Annotated in this window: 15 protein-coding genes; 9 read left to right on the forward strand and 6 right to left on the reverse strand. The window is 66.9% G+C overall.

Annotated elements, in window-relative coordinates:
* Positions 1–38 precede the first annotated feature (38 nt).
* The 8 genes from mutM to IEX25_RS06030 all read left to right on the forward strand — a co-directional run bounded on the left by mutM (position 39) and on the right by IEX25_RS06030 (position 9,836).
* The gene (gene mutM / locus IEX25_RS05995) at positions 39–884 is read left to right on the forward strand and encodes a bifunctional DNA-formamidopyrimidine glycosylase/DNA-(apurinic or apyrimidinic site) lyase (RefSeq protein ID WP_188714451.1); all 846 of its coding nucleotides are present in this window, start codon (positions 39–41) and stop codon (positions 882–884) included.
* 68 nt (positions 885–952) lie between these two features.
* Positions 953–1,729, forward strand: a complete 777-nt coding sequence (locus IEX25_RS06000) for an enoyl-CoA hydratase (protein WP_103172601.1) — start codon at positions 953–955, stop codon at positions 1,727–1,729.
* Positions 1,730–1,898: 169 nt separating this feature from the next.
* A complete protein-coding gene (gene rpsT, locus IEX25_RS06005) occupies positions 1,899–2,168 on the forward strand; it encodes a 30S ribosomal protein S20 (protein ID WP_103172602.1) in 270 nt (89 codons plus the stop codon).
* Between the two features lie 557 nt (positions 2,169–2,725).
* On the forward strand, positions 2,726–4,126 hold the full coding sequence (gene dnaA / locus IEX25_RS06010; protein WP_103172603.1) for a chromosomal replication initiator protein DnaA: 1,401 nt from the start codon (positions 2,726–2,728) through the stop codon (positions 4,124–4,126).
* 80 nt (positions 4,127–4,206) lie between these two features.
* Positions 4,207–5,325, forward strand: a complete 1,119-nt coding sequence (gene dnaN, locus IEX25_RS06015) for a DNA polymerase III subunit beta (RefSeq protein WP_188714452.1) — start codon at positions 4,207–4,209, stop codon at positions 5,323–5,325.
* Positions 5,322–6,398: a DNA replication/repair protein RecF gene (gene recF / locus IEX25_RS06020; RefSeq protein ID WP_188714453.1), complete on the forward strand. Its 1,077-nt coding sequence runs from the start codon at positions 5,322–5,324 to the stop codon at positions 6,396–6,398. The genes dnaN and recF overlap by 4 nt, the downstream gene beginning before the upstream one ends.
* 94 nt (positions 6,399–6,492) lie before the next feature.
* Positions 6,493–8,931 carry a DNA topoisomerase (ATP-hydrolyzing) subunit B gene (gyrB, locus tag IEX25_RS06025; RefSeq protein WP_188714454.1) on the forward strand — a complete coding sequence of 813 codons (2,439 nt, stop codon included), beginning with the start codon at positions 6,493–6,495 and terminating at the stop codon, positions 8,929–8,931.
* A 155-nt stretch (positions 8,932–9,086) separates the two neighbouring features.
* Entirely contained in the window at positions 9,087–9,836 is a 750-nt protein-coding gene (locus IEX25_RS06030) for an outer membrane protein (protein WP_188714455.1), read from the forward strand.
* Positions 9,837–9,887: 51 nt separating this feature from the next.
* Here the strand turns inward: IEX25_RS06030 and pdeM are convergent, their stop codons facing one another.
* From pdeM to IEX25_RS06055, 5 genes are read right to left on the reverse strand one after another with little or no spacing between them, the layout of a single operon-like run.
* Positions 9,888–10,562, reverse strand: coding sequence for a ligase-associated DNA damage response endonuclease PdeM (pdeM, locus tag IEX25_RS06035; RefSeq protein WP_188714456.1), 675 nt, complete (start codon positions 10,560–10,562; stop codon positions 9,888–9,890).
* On the reverse strand, positions 10,559–12,931 hold the full coding sequence (locus IEX25_RS06040; RefSeq protein ID WP_188714457.1) for a ligase-associated DNA damage response DEXH box helicase: 2,373 nt from the start codon (positions 12,929–12,931) through the stop codon (positions 10,559–10,561). Before IEX25_RS06040 ends, pdeM begins: the two co-directional genes overlap by 4 nt.
* Positions 12,928–14,478, reverse strand: coding sequence for a cisplatin damage response ATP-dependent DNA ligase (locus IEX25_RS06045; protein WP_188714458.1), 1,551 nt, complete (start codon positions 14,476–14,478; stop codon positions 12,928–12,930). The genes IEX25_RS06040 and IEX25_RS06045 overlap by 4 nt, the downstream gene beginning before the upstream one ends.
* Positions 14,475–15,467, reverse strand: a complete 993-nt coding sequence (locus IEX25_RS06050) for a ligase-associated DNA damage response exonuclease (protein WP_188714637.1) — start codon at positions 15,465–15,467, stop codon at positions 14,475–14,477. Before IEX25_RS06050 ends, IEX25_RS06045 begins: the two co-directional genes overlap by 4 nt.
* 31 nt (positions 15,468–15,498) lie before the next feature.
* Positions 15,499–16,203 (reverse strand): helix-turn-helix transcriptional regulator, encoded by a 705-nt coding sequence (locus IEX25_RS06055; protein ID WP_188714459.1) that lies wholly within the window; start codon positions 16,201–16,203, stop codon positions 15,499–15,501.
* A 62-nt stretch (positions 16,204–16,265) separates the two neighbouring features.
* Here IEX25_RS06055 and IEX25_RS06060 point away from each other — a divergent pair, with 62 nt between their 5' ends.
* A complete protein-coding gene (locus tag IEX25_RS06060; RefSeq protein WP_188714460.1) occupies positions 16,266–16,838 on the forward strand; it encodes a glutathione S-transferase family protein in 573 nt (190 codons plus the stop codon).
* On the opposite strand, the gene IEX25_RS06065 is transcribed toward IEX25_RS06060, so the two are convergent.
* Complete coding sequence (locus IEX25_RS06065) at positions 16,835–17,740, reverse strand: DMT family transporter (protein WP_188714461.1); 906 nt, start codon at positions 17,738–17,740, stop codon at positions 16,835–16,837. The genes IEX25_RS06060 and IEX25_RS06065 overlap by 4 nt on opposite strands.
* Positions 17,741–17,819: the final 79 nt, after the last annotated feature.

Here is a 17,819-nt window from a genome sequence, read left to right on the forward strand (position 1 = left end):
CGACGCGCCTTGCGCACAATGCAGCGAGAGGACTGTAATTGCCAGAACTGCCCGAAGTCGAAACCGTGCGCCGCGGTCTGTTGCCGCACCTGGAAGGCCAACGCATCGCGCGCGCCGAAGTTCGACGACCCGACCTGCGCTGGCCTATGCCGGTCGATCTGGTTCAGGTGCTGACCGGGGCCACGGTCACGGCGCTGCGGCGGCGGTCGAAATACCTGCTGGCGGATCTGGACCGGGGCGGCACGCTGTTGATGCATCTGGGCATGTCGGGGCGGATGCTGGTCCAGGGCGGCAGCCTTGGCGATTTCCACCGCGATCCGGCGATCCTGCCGCGTCACGACCATGTGGTGCTGGTGACGGAAGGCGGCAGCACAATCACCTTCAACGACGCCCGCCGCTTCGGCATGGTGGACCTGATCCGCGAGGGATCGGCCCATCCGCTGCTGGATCACCTGGGGCCCGAACCCTTCGACGACGGCTTCTCGCCCGCCTATCTGGCCGCGGCCTTCGCGGGGCGCAGGGTGCCGGTGAAGCAGGCGCTGCTGGACCAGCGGATCGTTGCGGGCTTGGGCAACATCTATGTGTCCGAGGCACTGCACCGCGCGGGCATCGACCCGCGCCGGGCGGCGGGGCGCATCGGGGCCGCGCGCATCGCGGCGCTTGTGGGCCATATCCGCGACGTGCTGACGGATGCCATCGCGGCAGGCGGGTCGTCCCTGCGCGACCACCGGCAGGCCAGCGGCGAACTGGGCTATTTCCAGCACAGCTTCCGCGTCTATGACCGCGAGGGCGCGCCCTGCCCCACCCCCGGCTGCGCGGGCACGGTCCGCCGGATCGTGCAGGGCGGGCGGTCCAGCTTCTTCTGCCCGGCCTGCCAGCGCTAGGCCGCTTGGCTTTCCCGCCGCGCATTTGATAGGGTCCGCCGCGAACGCATCGCAACGGGGACGCAGCCATGGCCTATGAAACCATCATCGTCGAGATCGAGGACAGCGTCGCCCTGATCCGGCTGAACCGCCCCGAGGCGCTGAACGCGCTGAACACCGCGCTGATCACCGAGCTGGGCCAGGCCCTGCTGGACGCCGACCGCAACGACAAGATCCGCTGCGTGGTGCTGACCGGCAGCGAAAAGGCCTTCGCCGCCGGCGCCGACATCAAGGAGATGTCCACCAAGACCTTCGTGGACGCCTATGACGAGGATCTGTTCGGCGCGAAGATCGACACCATCACCCGCATCCGCAAGCCGATCATCGCCGCTGTCAGCGGCTATGCCCTGGGGGGCGGCTGCGAACTGGCCATGATCTGCGACTTCATCATCGCATCCGACACAGCCAAGTTCGGCCAGCCCGAGATCAACCTGGGCGTCATCGCGGGCATCGGCGGCACGCAGCGCCTGACCCGCTTCGTGGGCAAGTCCAAGGCCATGGACATGCACCTGACCGGCCGCTTCATGGACGCGGCCGAGGCGGAACGGTCGGGCCTGGTCAGCCGCGTCGTGCCCGCAGCCAAGCTGATCCCCGAGGCCATGGCCGCCGCCCGCAAGATCGCCGAGAAATCCCAGATCTCGGTCAAGGCCGCGAAGGAGGCCGTGAACCGCGCCTATGAGACGACCATGACCGAAGGGATCCTGTTCGAGCGCCGCAACTTCCAGGCGCTGTTCTCGACCGAGGATCAGAAGGAAGGCATGGCCGCCTTCCTGGAAAAGCGCGAAGCCCAGTTCCGCGACCGCTGATTTCAGGCCTTCTTTTCGGGCTTTCCTTTTCGGGCGCCATGCCCTATACGCCCCGGCTTACATGCGCGTGGGCCCGCTTAGGCAAGAATCATGACCGCTTCCCCGTGAAGCGGTTCCTTGGGTCTTTTGCGCGAACGAAACGCTGAAAGACCGATAGGATCCAGAACCCATGGCCAATACGCCCCAGTCCAAGAAACGCGCCCGCCAGATCGAGCGTCGCACCGACATCAACAAGGCCCGCCGCTCGCGCATCCGCACCTTCATCCGCAAGGTGGAAGAAGCCATCGCATCCGGCAATGCCGACGCGGCCAAGGCGGCCCTGCAGGCGGCACAGCCCGAACTGATGCGCGGCGTGACCAAGGGCGTGGTCCACAAGAATACTGCATCGCGGAAAATCTCGCGCCTGGCGTCGCGCGTGAAGGCGCTGTCGGCGGTCTGATCCTTGCGCCCTTCAGGGGCGGAATCCGCTTGAAATCACGGCCCCGCAAAGGGCGATTCCAGACATCGGGTGCGGTTCCTTGCCGCGCCCGATTTTTCTTTGCCGCACCTGCGCAATGTGGCAAAAATGCCTACATATCAAGGCGTTCAAGATTCTTTCCTTTTGAGTCAAGGGTCTCGGAGATTCGATCCGGCAAAGGCTTTGTCAAGCGCAGAGTTCGGTTGCAGCCCCAGCGGCGCCATGGATAACCTGATGATGCGATTCACGTCGCTGTGTTGGGGACGGGCCTGTCGGGCGGCGGATTTTTCCGCATCGACAGGTCGGGCACCGGGGCATCAGGCGCCCCGCAAGCCCTCGAGATTCTTGCAGACGGCTGCCACTGGCTGCATGGAAACTCGTGTCTAGGATTTGAACTCGGGCGCAGGCCCCGTCATGTGACCCGTCTTGGGCCGCAGGATGGGGTGTTGTCTGCAGTTCAGCCATCCGACCCGCGTCGCGGATCCTGTTTCGCCGGAAGGTCCGGCGAAGGCTGGGGACAGGATAGATAGGGCAAGACCATGGACGAGATTTGGGGCCAGGCATGCGCCGCGCTTGAAACAAGCGTGGGACCGAACAACTTCAACCACTGGATCAAGCCGCTGCGCCTGACGGGCGTGGATGCGGGAATCGCGCATTTTGCAAGCCCGACGCGCTTCATCTCGGACTGGGTGAACCGCCACTTCGCCAAGGACATCCTTGGGGAACTCAGCCGCCACGGCCAGCCCGTCGAACGGCTTCGGTTCGATGTCGTCCCGCAGACCGCACCTGGCCGCGCCCGCCCCGCGCCTGCGCCGACCGCTGCCGCTGCCGCGCCTGCGAAGCCCATGCGGCCCGTCGCCTCGGCCGCGGCGCCCGCGACGGCGCGGGTGGGGCGCACCGACCTAGGGGCACCGCTCGATCCCCGCTATACCTTCGGCAATTTCATCGTCGGAAAGCCCAACGAACTGGCCCATGCCGCCGCGCGCCGCGTGGCCGAGGGCGGGCCCGTGGGCTTCAACCCGCTGTTCCTTTATGGCGGCGTGGGCCTGGGCAAGACCCACCTGATGCATGCCATCGCCCATGATTATCAGACGCGCCACCCGATGGCGCAGGTGCTGTATCTGTCGGCGGAACAGTTCATGTACCGCTTCGTGCAGGCGCTGCGCGAAAGCACCATCATGGATTTCAAGGGCATGTTCCGCAACGTGAACATGCTGATGGTCGACGACGTGCAGTTCATCGCCGGCAAGGACAGCACCCAGGAAGAATTCTTCCACACCTTCAACGCCCTGGTCGATCAGGGCAAGCAGATCGTGATTTCCGCCGACCGCGCCCCCGCCGAGATCAAGGGGCTTGAGGAACGCATCAAGTCGCGCCTGTCCTGCGGGCTGATCGTGGACCTGCATCCCACGACCTATGAGCTGCGCCTGGGCATCCTGCAATCCAAGACCGAAGGCTTCCGCGCCCAGCAGCCGGATCTGGAAATCGGCACCGGCGTGCTGGAATTCCTGGCAAACCGCATCACCACCAACGTCCGCGTCCTGGAAGGCGCGCTGCAGCGCCTGTTCGCCCATGCCAGCCTTCTGCGCCGAGAGATCACGCTGGAGGTGGCCCAGGAATGCCTGGCCGATATCCTGCGCACCAACGACCGCAAGATCTCGATCGACGACATCCAGCGCAAGGTGGCGGAACATTACAACATCCGCCTGGCCGACATGGTGGGCCCCAAGCGCGCCCGCAACGTGGCCCGGCCCCGCCAGATCGCGATGTATCTGGCGAAACAGCTGACCAGCCGGTCCTTGCCGGAAATCGGCCGCCGCTTCGGCGGGCGCGACCACACCACGATCATGCACGGGATCCGCAAGATCGAGGAACTGGTCACCGAGGATCACGCCCTGGCCGAGGATGTCGCCCTTCTCAAGCGCCTGCTGGAAGCATAAGCGACTTGTGAGGGCGCGTCGGTCTGGTTACAAATCAGGTCCGTTCACGGGCCGGATGGCCGAAGGCACAGGGAAAAGCGATGAAATTCTCGATCGAGCGTGCGGTTCTGGTCAAGGCCGTGTCTCAGGCCCAGTCGGTTGTGGAACGTCGCAACACCATTCCGATCCTGGCCAACGTCCTGATCGAGGCCACGCCCGATGGCGTCAGCTTCCGCGCCACCGACCTGGACACCGAGGTGGTGGACCAGGCCCCCGCCCAGGTCGAACGCCCCGGCGCCACCACCGTCAGCGCGGTGATGCTGAACGAGATCGCGCGCAAGCTGCCCGACGGCGCCCTGGTGCAGATCAGCACGGACGAGGCCGCGGGCCGGCTGTCGGTGCAGGCCGGGCGGTCCAACTTCAGCCTGGCGACCCTGCCGCGCGAGGATTTCCCGGTGATGGCGTCCTCGGAATACAGCGTCAACTTCAAGGCCAAGGCCGACCTGCTGCGCCGGCTGTTCGACAAGGCGAAATTCGCCATCTCGACCGAGGAGACGCGCTATTACCTCAACGGCGTCTACATGCATGTGGCGCAGGTTGACGGCCAGCCGATGCTGCGCTGCGTGGCGACCGACGGGCACCGCCTGGCGCGGATCGACGCGCCCCTGCCGGTCGGCGCGGACGAGATGCCGGGCGTGATCGTGCCGCGCAAGACGGTCGCGGAACTGCGCAAGCTTCTGGACGACGACGATACCGACATCGCGGTTTCGGTCAGCGAGACGAAGGTGCGCTTCGCCACGCCCACGCTGACGCTGACCTCCAAGGTCATCGACGGGACCTTCCCCGATTATTCGCGCGTGATCCCCCTGAACAACGCCCGCAAGCTGGAAGTGGACGCCACCGACTTCGCCCGCGCGGTGGACCGTGTGGCGACCGTCAGCAGCGAACGGTCCCGCGCGGTCAAGCTGGCGCTGGACCAGGACCGGCTGATCCTGTCGGTGAACGCCCCCGACGCGGGCGCGGCCGAGGAGGAGTTGATCGTGGCCTATGCCGACGATCCGCTGGAGATCGGCTTCAACGCCAAATACCTGCAGGAAATCGCGTCCCAGGTGGACCGCGACAATGCGGTGTTCCTGTTCAACGGCTCGGGCGATGCTGCGCTGATCCGTGAAGGCGGCGATCAAAGCGCCGTCTATGTCGTCATGCCGATGCGGGTGTGACGCTTACCCGTCTTTCACTTGCGCAATTCCGGTCCTGGTCCCGGCTTGACCTGGATCTGGACCACCGGCCCCTGGCGATCTTCGGCCCGAACGGATCGGGCAAGACCAATATCCTGGAAGCCGTGTCGATGCTGGCGCCGGGCCGCGGCCTGCGGGCCGTGCCCGCGCCCGACCAGGCCCGGCAGGGCAAGGATGCGGGCTGGCGGATCCGGGCCATGATCGACGGCCGCCCGGTCGAGACCGTGGCCCCGCCGGGCCAGCCGCGCGGCGTCAGCATCGACGACAAGCCGGTGGCGCAGACAGCCCTTGGACGCCTGCTGCGGATCATCTGGCTGGTACCCGCCATGGACCGGCTGTGGTCCGACCCGCCCGAGGCACGCCGCCGTTTCCTGGACCGCGTCACGCTGAGCCTGCATCCCGACCATGCCGACCTTGCCCTGACCTATGACCGGGCGATGCGGGAACGCAACCGCCTGCTGAAGGACCAGATCGGCGATCCCGCCTGGTATCGTGCGCTGGAGGCGCAGATGGCCGAGGCCGGGGCCGCCCTGACCCGCAATCGCCGCGACGCCCTGCGGGCGATCATGGCCGCGCAGGACGGCGGCGATTTCCCCGCCGCCGTCCTGGCCCTGCTGCCGGGCGAAGGACAGGCCGACGATCCCGACGAAGGCAGCATCGCCGACCGCCTGTCCGCCATGCGCCCGCGCGACATGGCGGCGGGCCGCACGCTGACCGGTCCGCATCGCGCCGATCTGGGCGCGCATTGGGGGCCGCAGGACATGCCCGCCGCGCTGTCGTCCACGGGGGAACAGAAGGCGCTTCTGCTGTCGCTGATCCTGGCCAATGCCCGTGCCCTGTCCGACCAGCCGGTCGTGCTGCTGCTGGACGAGGTCGCGGCCCATCTGGACGCCGACCGCCGCGCGGCGCTTTACGACCGCATCTGCGGCCTGCCCGCGCAAAGCCTGCTGACGGGCACCGGGGCCGAGCTTTTCGACAGCCTGGGACCGCGGGCGCGGCGCCTTTCGGTGACCAAGACGGAGGGGCGGTCGCAGGCCACCGAAACGACCGGCTGAACCCTGCCAAAAAGGCAGAAAAATCCCGTCTTTCCCGTGACTTTGGCTGCCGGAATGCTTATATCGGCGCTACAGGAACAGGACACATTCACCCATGACCGCAACAGCCGCGCAGACCGCCGAATACGGCGCCGATTCCATCAAGGTTCTCAAGGGATTGGAAGCCGTCCGGAAACGGCCCGGCATGTATATCGGCGACACCGACGACGGATCGGGCCTGCACCACATGGTGACCGAGGTCGTGGACAACGGCATCGACGAGGCCCTGGCCGGTCATGCCGACTATGTGAAGGTCAAGATCCACGCCGACAACAGCGTCAGCGTGCGCGACAACGGGCGCGGCATTCCCGTGGACATGCACCCGACCGAGGGTGTTTCCGCGGCCGAGGTCATCATGACCCAGCTTCACGCGGGCGGCAAGTTCGACAGCAACTCCTACAAGGTGTCGGGGGGCTTGCACGGCGTGGGCGTGTCGGTGGTGAACGCGCTGTCGGACTGGCTGGAACTGCGCATTTGGCGCAACGGCAAGGAACATTACGCCCGGTTCGAAAAGGGCGACACGGTCGAACCCCTGCGCGTGGTGGGCGATGCCGCGCCGGGCGAAAAGGGGACCGAGGTGCGGTTCCTGGCATCCGCCAAGACCACCCACCCGGACGGCACGTTCAGCAACCTGGAATATGTGTACAAGACGCTGGAAAACCGCCTGCGGGAACTGGCCTTCCTGAACAGCGGCGTCCGCATCATCCTGGAAGACGAACGCCATGCCGAGGTGCAGAAGACCGAGCTTTACTATGAAGGCGGCGTGCGGGAATTCGTGAAGTTCCTCGACCGGTCCAAGACCGCCGTCATGCCCGAGCCGATCTTCATGACCGGCGAGCGGAACGGCATCGGGGTCGAGGTCGCGATGTGGTGGAACGACAGCTATCATGAAACCGTGCTGCCCTTCACCAACAACATCCCCCAGCGGGACGGCGGCACCCATCTGGCGGGCTTCCGGGGCGCGCTGACGCGCGTCATCACCAAATACGCCCAGGACAGCGGCATCGCGAAAAAGGAAAAGGTGGATTTCACCGGCGACGACGCGCGCGAAGGCCTGACCTGCGTGCTGTCCGTCAAGGTGCCCGATCCCAAGTTCTCCAGCCAGACCAAGGACAAGCTGGTGTCCAGCGAGGTCCGCCCGGCGGTCGAGAACCTGGTGGGCGAAAAGCTGGCCGAGTGGTTCGAGGAAAACCCGGCCGAAGCGAAATCCATCGTCGGCAAGATCATCGAGGCCGCCCTGGCCCGAGAGGCTGCGCGCAAGGCCCGCGAACTGACGCGCCGCAAGACGGCCATGGACGTGGCCTCGCTGCCCGGCAAGCTGGCCGACTGCCAGGAAAAGGATCCGGCGCTGTCCGAACTGTTCATCGTCGAGGGTGACTCGGCGGGCGGGTCCGCCAAGCAGGGCCGGTCGCGCCAGAACCAGGCGGTGCTGCCCCTGCGGGGCAAGATCCTGAACGTGGAACGCGCGCGCTTCGACCGGATGCTGTCGTCGGAAATGATCGGCACGCTGATCACGGCGCTTGGCACGGGGATCGGGCGTGACGAATTCAACCTGTCCAAGCTGCGCTACCACAAGATCGTCATCATGACCGATGCCGACGTCGACGGCGCCCATATCCGCACGCTGCTTCTGACCTTCTTCTTCCGGCAGATGCCGGAACTGATCGACGCCGGTCACCTGTATATCGCGCAGCCGCCGCTTTATAAGGTGTCGCGCGGGCGGTCCGAGGTCTACCTCAAGGACGAGGCCGCGCTGGAGGATTACCTGATCCAGCAGGGCGTCGAGGGTGCGGTGCTGCGCCTTGCCTCGGGCGAGGAGATCGTGGGCGCGGACCTGGCCCGCGTCGTGGGCGAGGCGCGCATTGCCCGCCGCCTGCTGCGCGCCTATCCGACGCATTACCCCCCGCACATTACCGAACAGGCGGCCATTGCCGGTGCGCTTCTGCCGGGCCGCATCGACACGGATGCCCAGGGCGCGGCCGATGCCGTGGCGGCCCGCCTGGACATGATCGCCGAGGAATACGAACGCGGCTGGACCGGACGCCCCACGCAGGACGCAGGGATCCGCCTGACCCGCACCCTGCGCGGGGTCGAGGAAAGCCGCACCCTGGACGGGCAGATGCTGCGCAGCGCCGAAAGCCGCCGCCTGGGCGAAATGACCCAGGCCCTGCAGGACGTCTATGGCCAGGGCGCCCGTCTGGTGCGCAAGGACCGCGACCAGCCGATCTTCGGACCCCTGGGCCTGTTGCAGTCGATCTTCCTGGAAGGCGAAAAGGGCTTGTCGCTTCAACGCTACAAGGGTCTGGGCGAGATGAACCCAGAACAGTTGTGGGAAACCACGCTGGATCCCGGCGCGCGCACCATGCTGCAGGTCCGCATCGAGGACGTGGCCGAGGCCGAGGATCTGTTCACCAAGCTGATGGGCGATGTCGTCGAACCCCGCCGCGAATTCATCCAGCAGAACGCGCTGAGCGTCGAGAACCTGGACACCTGAGCCTGTTGCGAAAATGCCGCGCCTTTGTTCAAGGCGCGGGGTTCCGGTTTGAACGCATGGACTGTATGATCGCAGGACATACAAATCGCGCTTATTCTCGTGATCATTGCGAAACTTGCGCAATTGTTGAGATTTCCTCGAAGAAGGAGCTTTAGATGCGTTATTCCTCGTTCCTGGCGATTTCCGCCCTTGGCCTGATCTCAGGCGTATCTGGCGCCCTTGCCGGCGGCTATGTTGCCCCGGTCGCTGATCCGGTGGTGGCCGCACCCGTCATCGAAGCCGCACCTGCCAGCAACTGGGCTGGTGGTTATGCCGGCGGCTCGATCGGCTATGCCTTCGGCAGCGATGACGAGATCGGTTTGGACCTGCTCGAAGGCGGAGCGTTGATCGACCGTGCGAATGACCTGGGAAGTGTGGATCTCAAGGGTCTGAACGCGGGCCTTCACGCAGGCTATCGCTGGCAGCGCGGGAATTGGGTCTTCGGTCCCGAACTGTGGGTCGAGGGCGGCAGCATCGACGCCTCGGACCGCGTCAGCGTCGATGGCGTCAATTTCGACGTCGAATCCTCGGTGAACTACATCGCCGGCCTGCAGTTCAAGACGGGCTATACCGTCGATCCGCAGACCCTGGTCTATGGCACGGCGGGCGTCGTTCACGGCGACTTCGACTACAAGCTCGGCGGCTCGGACAACAGCATCACCGAAAGCTATTCCGAGACCGGCTACTCGCTGGGTCTTGGGGTCGAACGCAAGTTGCGCGACAACTTGTCGGTCTTTGCGGAATGGCAGTACCGCAACTTCGGCAAGACCGAGGTCAGCTATGACATCGGAGACGACCAGACGATCCTGACGCGCGCCACGCCCGAGCATCACAACGTCAAGGTCGGCGTGAACTTCAGCTTCTGATCCGATCCTGTCCACGAATGAAAGCCGGGCGCCTGCGGCGGCCCGGCTTTTTCACGACCTGCGGCGCGATGTGCCGCTGCGCATCGGATGGCCCACAGGCACCGCCAGGGCGCGGCTGCCGCAGGCGATGGCAATGCCTTGCGGGACCAGCGCTGTCAGCACCGGGCTGTCGATGGCAAGCCCGCCGGTATAGGCACCAAAGGCGGGCAGGATCAGATGGTCCTGTCCGACCAGGAAACAGCGTCGCCGGTCGCCCGCCAGCCGGACACAGGGGTGGAAATGTCCCGACACGTCCGGTCTCTGCCCCGCCTGATGGCGCAGGACCAGCCCGTCATCCAGTTCCCCCACCGTTTCGCCCGGAAGGCGCGGGCAGACCGGAGAGGGATCGTGGTTGCCGCTGACCCAGATCCAGCGGCGGCCACAGGCCATGTTCCGCAGCCGGTCGCACAGCGCATCCGGCAGTGCCAGGGCGGCGGCATCGTCGTCGAAGCCGTCGCCTAGGCTGACGACGGCGGCCGGGTCGGTGGCGGCGATCTCGGCTTCCAGCCGGTCCAGCGTCACCAGAACCTCATAGGGCGGCAGCAGGGATCCGCCCCGCCGGGCCATGCGCTCGGACTTGCCCAGGTGCAGGTCGGCCACGATCAGCCAGCGGCGTTCAGGCCAGTAAAGCGCGCCCGATGGCCGGGCCTGAAGCGCATGTCCCGCGAAGTCGAAGGCATGGCTCATGCCAGGCCCGCCTCGGCCATCAGGGCCTTAGCCTCGGCCTCGGCCAGGCGGTCGCGCCCGGCGCCGGTGATCGGCACGCGGCCGTATTCCAGCAGCAAGGGCGCGGCCAGGGGTGTCACGCGGCCCGTCATGCGATGGTCGTGATGGGGCAGATGGTCCAGCATCTCCTCGATCCGGTCGAAATCGACAAGGCCCCGGCGCGCCTCGTCCGCGGTGATGCGCAGCAGAAGGTGGTCGGGGTCATAGCGGCGCAAGGTATCGTAAAGGATGTCGCTGGAAAAGGTGGCCTGCTTGCCCGACTTGCGCTGTCCCGGCATGTTGCGCTGGATCAGGCCCGAGATCACCGCGACATTCTTAAAGGTCCGCTTCATCACCGCATTGCCCGCCAGCCAGTCGCCCAGGCCCGCGCGCAGGGCGTCGCGGTCCAGCAGCGGCGCGGGATCAACCACCGGGTCCAGCGACCAGATCAGCAGCGCGTAATCGGTGGCGATGAAGCCCAGGGGACCCAGGCCCGCATCCTCCATCGTCTTGGTCATCAACAGGCCCAGGGTCTGCAAGGCATTGCGCCCGGCAAAGCCATAAAGCGCGAAATGCCACTTGCCCTGAAAGGGAAAGCTTTCGCTCAGCAGGACGCCCGGCTGCGGCAGGGTGCTGATGCGGGCCTGCATGGCCAGCCAGTCGGCGGTGTCGGGGGGCAGAACCCAGTGGCGCGACCGGTCCCCGATCAGCGCCTGGACCCGGTGCGACAATTGCGTGGATGTCGCCAGCTTCATCCCGGAATAAAGCGCGATGCGCGGCTGTTTGGTGGGCTGCTTCGTGACCTCGACCACCATCTCGCGCAGGGCGTCGTACCTGACGGTCTGCCCGCCGATCAGGAAGGTGTCGCCGGGCACCAGGGTCGCGGCAAAGCCTTCCTCGACCTCGCCCAGCAGGCCGCCGCCGCGCCGGAACCGGACCTTCAGCATCTCGGCCTCGACGATGGTGCCCACGTTCATGCGCAGGTCGCGGGCCGCGCGCGGATCGCGCAGACGCCACGGCCCGTCGCGCTGCATCAGACGCTGCCAGCGGTCATAGGCGCGCAGGGCGTATCCCCCGGTCGCGGCGAAATCCAGGCAATCGTCGAACTGCGCCCGCGTCAGCCCGCGATAGGGGCCGGCGGTGCGCACCTCGGCCAGCAGCGCGTCGGCATCGAAGGGCCCCGCGCAGGCCGTCAGCAGGATATGCTGGCACAGCACATCCAAGGGGCCCGGGCCGCGCGGATCGCCGTCAAGGTCATGTTCGTGGACGGCTTCAAGGGCGGCGATGCATTCGACCACCTCGAAGCGGTTGGCGGGCACGATGCGCGCGCGCGAGGGCGCGTTATAGCGGTGGTTCGCCCGCCCGATCCGTTGGACCAGCCGCTTGACGTTCTTGGGCGCCCCCACCTGGATCACCAGATCGACCGCGCCCCAGTCGATGCCCAGATCCAGGCTGCCCGTCGCGACAACGGCGCGCAATTCGCCCGCGGCCATCGCCGCCTCGACCCTTTGGCGGGCCTCGCGGGCCAGGCTGCCGTGGTGCAACCCGATAGGCAGGTTCTCGTCATTGGCCGCCCACAGGGCTTGGAAGAACAGTTCGGCCTGGGCGCGGGTGTTGATGAAGATGATGGTGGTGCGGGCCTGCCTGATCTCGGCCAGAACCTCGGGGACGGCGTAATGGCCGCCGCCGCCGGACCAGGGCGCGGGACGGGCAGTGGCCAGCATGGCGATGTCGGGTTCTGGGCCGGGATCGGCATGGATGATCGCCGCGCCGCCCATGAAATCGGCCAAGGCGCGCGGATCCTCAACCGTGGCGGACAGGCCGGTGGCGACCAGGCCCGGCGCCAGCGTCCGCAGCCGCGCCAGGCACAGCATCAACTGGTCGCCCCGCTTGTTTTCCGCAAGCGCGTGCAATTCGTCCAGCACCACGCGGCGCAGGCTGCCGAAAATCTGCGGCGCCTGTTCATAGGACAGCATCAAGGCCAGCGATTCCGGCGTGGTCAGCAGGATCTGTGGCGGATCGACCCTTTGCCGCGCGCGTTGCGAGGATCGCGTGTCGCCGGTTCGATCCTCGACCCGGACGGGCAGGTTCAGTTCCGCCACCGGGCGCGCCAGGTTGCGCGCGATATCCGCCGTCAGCGCCTTCAGGGGCGAGACATAGAGCGTGTGCAGCCCCTTGTGTCCGTCCTTCAGCGCCACCAGCGAGGGCAGAAAACCCGCCAGCGTCTTGCCGCCCCCGGTCGGCGCGATCAGCAGCGTGTCGCTCTGCGCCGCCAGCAGATCCAGCTGATGCGGATGCGGCTGCCAGCCTTGGGCTGCGAACCAGTCCTGGAACTCGGGCGGAAGGGTCACGGGATCATGGCCTTCAGCGCGGACAGGTGATCGGCCTCGGACGCGGGCTTGTCCCAGCGGATGCGGCTGATGCGGGGAAAGCGCATGGCGACGCCCGACTTGTGGCGGCCGGATGCGTTCAGCCCCTCGAAGGCGACCTCAAGCACCAGCTTGGGGGCGATGGATCGCACGGGGCCGAAACGTTCGATGGTGTTGTTGCGCACGAAGCGGTCCAGTTCGCGCAGTTCCTCGTCCGTGAAGCCGAAATAGGCCTTGCCGACCGGGACAAGCTGGTCCGCGTCCCACAGGCCGAAGGTGAAATCGCTGTAGAAGCCCGACCGCTTGCCATGACCGCGCTGCGCATAAAGCAGCACGGCATCGACCACATGCGGGTCGCGCTTCCACTTGAACCAGGGCCCGCGCGGGCGGCCGCCGACATAGAGGCTGTCGCGGCGCTTGATCATCACGCCCTCGATCACCTGGGCCGGGGGATCGGCGCGCAAGGCCGCCAGATCGTCCCAGGTGGTGAAATCCAGCAGGGGCGACACGTCGATGCGGTCGCTGCCGAAATCCGCACCCTCCAGCACCGCGCGGCGGTCGATCAGCGGCAGATCCCGCAGGTCGCGGCCCTGCCAGATCAAGGCATCATAGACGCGCAAGCCCGCAGGGTGGCTTTCCAGCATCCCCTTGCCCACCTGCTTGCGGCCAAGCCGCTTTTGCAGGTCGCCGAAGACGGCGACATCCTCGCCCCGCCTGACCAGCAGTTCGCCATCCAGGGTGCCGTCGAAGTTCAGCGCCTCGATCAGGTCGGGAAAGCTGTTGCCGATGTCCTCTCCGGTGCGGGAATAGAGCCTGCGCACCCCGCCGTCGTTGATCGCCTGCACGCGGATGCCGTCCCATTTCCACTCGGCGACATAATCTGCGGGATCGAAGGCCCCAAGCTGGTCCAGATCGACGGGCGTGGACAGCATCACCGGGCGGAAGGGCGCGCGGGCGGCATGTTCGGGGCGCGTGCCCCCCGCGATCCAGTCGAACAAGGGCTGATAGGGCGGGGTCAGCCCGTGCCAGATCTCCTCGATCTGGGCCACGTCGGGGGCGCCCATATCCGCCAGGGCCATGCGCGCCATGCGGGCGGACAGGCCGATGCGCATGTTGCCGGTGGCAAGCTTCAGGAAGGCCAGCCGCTGCGACGGGCCCAGCCGGTCCAGCATCCCGGCGATGGCCGCGGGCAGGCCCGCCTTGCCGGTATCCGACAGCAGCGCCACGGCCTGATGCAGGGGCACGTCCTCGTCCCGGTCACTGTCCCACAGCAGCGCGATGGTTTCCGCCAGATCGCCCACGAAGTCATAGGACAGCGCGAACAGCTGTTCGTCCACGCGTTCGACCATCAGCCCGCGCAAAAGGCCGGGCGTCACCGTGCGCAGCTTCAGATCGCCCGTCAGCGCGGCCAGGGCGAAGCCGCGATCGGGGTCGGGCGTCTGTTCCAGGTAATGCCGCAGCAGCCGCAGCTTGGCGTTGCGCGCGGGCGTGAAGGCCAGGCGTTCCAGCAGGTTCGCGAAGGCCCTCATTCCGGCTCGTCCTCGTAACCGACCAGCCGCAGGGGGCGGGCGGGTATGCCCTGCAATTCGCACCAGCGCAGCAGCCCGTCCTCGGCCCCGTGGGTGATCCAGACCTCCTGCGGGGCCAGTTCGCGGATGGTCTGCGTGACCTGCGGCCAGTCCACATGGTCGCTGATCACCAGGGGCAGTTCGACACCCCTTTGCCGGGCACGCGCCCGCACCGCCATCCAGCCGGATGCAAAACCGACCACCGGGTCGCGGAACCGCTGCACCCAGGCGGATGCAAAGGCCGAGGGCGGCGCGATCACCAGTTGCGCGTCCACCTGTTTTGCGGTGGCAGGGACCAGGGGGCCAAGGTCGATGCCCTGTTCCACATGGTAATCGCACAACCGTTGCAGCGCGCCGTGGATGGCGATGGGACCGTCGATCCCCGCCTGCCGCGCCAGCATGATCAGCCGCTGCGCCTTGCCCAGGGCATAGGCGCCAATCAGGTGGTGGCGTTCGGGAAACTCGGCCATGCTGGCCAGCAGGCGGGTCATCTCGCCCGCAGGGTCGGGGTGCTTGAAGACCGGCAGGCCGAAGGTCGCCTCGGTCACGAAGATGTCGCAGGGCACGGGTTCATAAGGCGCGCTGACCGGGTTCGGGTGGCGGCAATAGTCGCCCGACACGACGATCCTGGGCCCATGATCCGGCTGCACGGCGATCTGCGCGGAACCCAAGATATGGCCCGCCGGGTGGAAGCTGACGGTGGTGTCTCCGATCCGCAGCGGCTCGTCCGCCGCCTGCCGCTGGCCCGCGAAATCCTCGCCATAGCGGATCGCCATGATCTCCAGCGTCTGGCGCGTGGCAAGGACCGCGCCGTGCCCCGATCGGGCATGGTCGCCATGGCCATGGGTGATCAGCGCGCGATGTACCGGGCGGACCGGGTCGATGTAGAAATCACCGGGAGGGCAGTAGAGACCGGCCGGCGTGGGGTGCAGGATCTGATCGGCGCGCATGGAAACCAAGATGGTGAACATTCCATGAAAATCAACGCCTCGCGGCTTGGACGTGTTCCCGGTGGGCATCGGCATAATCGCGCACCAGCGCCACGCGCCGGGGGCGGAAGCTGTCGCCGGTCAGGCTGGCTGCCGCGATGCGGTTGACGTGGAAGACGCGGTAATCCATGCGCAACCGGCAATGGGCCAGCAGCATCAGCGACTGGTCGGAATAGGACAGGCCCAGGGGCCAGATGACCCGGTGCGTCTTCGCGCCGTTCAGGTCCAGATAATCGATCAGCAGCGCCTGTTCGTCCCAGCAGGCCGCGCGGATCAGCGCCAGATCGACCTGCGGCGCGGCGCGGTCGGGGGCCTGCAGGAAACAGCGCATGATTGCGTGCATCGCCTGACGCGCCTGGCGTTCGGGCAGCGTCGCCACGATCCGCGCCAGGGCGTCGCGTCCCGCGCGGACTAGATCCTCGTCGCCGATCCCCGCCAGCGCTTCGACGGCCAGGCGCAACGCCTCGATCTCGAGGCGCGAAAAGCTTTGCGGCGGCAGGGCCGGATCCTCGGTCAGGGTATAGCCAAGGCCCGCCGCCCCGTCGATCAGCGCGCCGCCCGCGCGCAGGGTGGCGATGTCGCGGTAAAGCTGACGGGGCGACACGCCGGTTTCCTGGGCCAGACGTGCGGCGGTGACGGGGCCGGGCAGGCGGCGCAGCGCATCCATCAGGCGCATCAGGCGGTCGGTGCGGGCCATGCTGTCACTTTCTGTCAGGGCTTGCGCTATCCTGTCGCCACACCAACCTCGGAGACAAGCCCGTGCCCACGCTTTATCACGCCCCGGACAGCCGGTCCGACAGCATCGTCACCCTGATCGACCTGATGGGGATCCGCGACCGGATCGACATCGTCGAGGTGACGATCCCCCGCCAGGACGGCAGCGGCAGCCGCGACCCAAGGAACCCTCATCCCGAAGGCAAGGTGCCCTATCTGGTCGATGGGGACGACCATGTCCGCGAAAGAGGGGCGATCATCACCTGGCTGACCGACCGCTTTCCCGAAGGCGGTCTTGGCCGCCCCGTCGGCCATCCGCAACGCGGCGCCTTCGTGTCCTGGCTGTTCTATTACCAGGGCGTGATCGAGCCGGTGTCCCTGCTGCATTACCTGGGGATCGACCATCCCGCGCTGCAGGCGACCTTTCGCGACCACCACACGATGCTGGCGCGGATCGAAGAGGCCCTGGCGGACGGCCCCTTCCTGCTGGGGCAGGATTTCTCGGCCGCCGACCTGCTCTGCGCCTCGCCCTTTATCTTCTTTGGCGAAGCGATGCCGATGACGCCTGCGGTCAGGGAATGGGCGGATCGCTGCGCCGAACGGATGCGCGCATCTTAGGCAGGCGGTGCGGGCCTGACGGGAACCACGGGGGCCGGCGCCTTGGACAGCTGCACCGCCAGGATGCCGGCCATGATGACGCCGACGCCGATCACGTCGCCCATGGCAAGCCGTTCGCCCAGAAGGGCCGCGCCCGTGGCGACCCCGAAGAACGGCGTCAGGAAATGGAAGGTCGCCGCCCGCACCGCGCCGATCCGGCCGACCAGCTTGAACCAGACCCAGGTGGCGACAAGGCCCGGCACGATCACCGTGTAAAGGAAGGCCCAGACCAGCCTGGGATTGGGATCGACATGCCAATCCTCCAGGATGGGGGCGATGCACCACAGGGTCACCGATCCGACCAGCATCTGCAAGCCGACGATCATCATGACGTTGCCCCCCGAACTGGCCCCGCGCACCGTCAGCGTGGCGACGGCAAGCGCAAGGGCGGCGGCAAAGCACATCACGATGCCCACGGGATCGCTGCCCCCGCCCTGCAGCCGCGCGCCCATGATGATCGCCACCCCGGCAAGGCCCAGGACCAGGCCCGCGACCCCCATGGGCCGCAGCCGTTCGCCCATCAGCACCCAGCCCAGCGCGGCCACGATCAGCGGCATGGTGGCCGCGATGATCGAGGCCAGCCCCGCTTCGATCCACTGCATCGCCACCCAGTTCAGGCCCAGATACAGCGCATTCTGGCACAGCCCCAGGATCACCACCGCCCGCCATTGCGCCCGCGTCAGCGCGCGCCAGGTCTGGCCCATCAGCAAGGCGATGACCACCGCCATGACCCCCGACAGGGCAAAGCGCAAGGCCAGGGCGAACAGCGGCGGCACCTCGGTCACGATCATCCGGGTCGAGGTGAAGGCCGAGGCCCACATCACCGCAAAGAACACCCCCATGAGGATTGCGCGAATGTCCATGCCGGCCTCGTTTGCAGATGATGCAGAAGGGCTAGCAGGTCATGGCGGCGGCGGGAAGGGCCGATACCGAAATCCCGCG

This window comes from Paracoccus acridae (genome assembly GCF_014642735.1).
In the GTDB taxonomy this organism is placed as follows: domain Bacteria; phylum Pseudomonadota; class Alphaproteobacteria; order Rhodobacterales; family Rhodobacteraceae; genus Paracoccus; species Paracoccus acridae.

What these genes read in the sequence shown, in the direction of transcription:
- IEX25_RS06000 (WP_103172601.1), top strand. Translation starts at nt 953, where the DNA reads ATGGCCTATGAAACCATCATCGTCGAGATCGAGGACAGCGTCGCCCTG.
- rpsT (WP_103172602.1), top strand. Translation starts at nt 1,899, where the DNA reads ATGGCCAATACGCCCCAGTCCAAGAAACGCGCCCGCCAGATCGAGCGT.
- dnaA (WP_103172603.1), top strand. Translation starts at nt 2,726, where the DNA reads ATGGACGAGATTTGGGGCCAGGCATGCGCCGCGCTTGAAACAAGCGTG.
- dnaN (WP_188714452.1), top strand. Translation starts at nt 4,207, where the DNA reads ATGAAATTCTCGATCGAGCGTGCGGTTCTGGTCAAGGCCGTGTCTCAG.
- gyrB (WP_188714454.1), top strand. Translation starts at nt 6,493, where the DNA reads ATGACCGCAACAGCCGCGCAGACCGCCGAATACGGCGCCGATTCCATC.
- IEX25_RS06030 (WP_188714455.1), top strand. Translation starts at nt 9,087, where the DNA reads ATGCGTTATTCCTCGTTCCTGGCGATTTCCGCCCTTGGCCTGATCTCA.
- pdeM (WP_188714456.1), bottom strand. Translation starts at nt 10,562, where the DNA reads ATGAGCCATGCCTTCGACTTCGCGGGACATGCGCTTCAGGCCCGGCCA.
- IEX25_RS06045 (WP_188714458.1), bottom strand. Translation starts at nt 14,478, where the DNA reads ATGAGGGCCTTCGCGAACCTGCTGGAACGCCTGGCCTTCACGCCCGCG.
- IEX25_RS06050 (WP_188714637.1), bottom strand. Translation starts at nt 15,467, where the DNA reads ATGCGCGCCGATCAGATCCTGCACCCCACGCCGGCCGGTCTCTACTGC.
- IEX25_RS06055 (WP_188714459.1), bottom strand. Translation starts at nt 16,203, where the DNA reads ATGGCCCGCACCGACCGCCTGATGCGCCTGATGGATGCGCTGCGCCGC.
- IEX25_RS06065 (WP_188714461.1), bottom strand. Translation starts at nt 17,740, where the DNA reads ATGGACATTCGCGCAATCCTCATGGGGGTGTTCTTTGCGGTGATGTGG.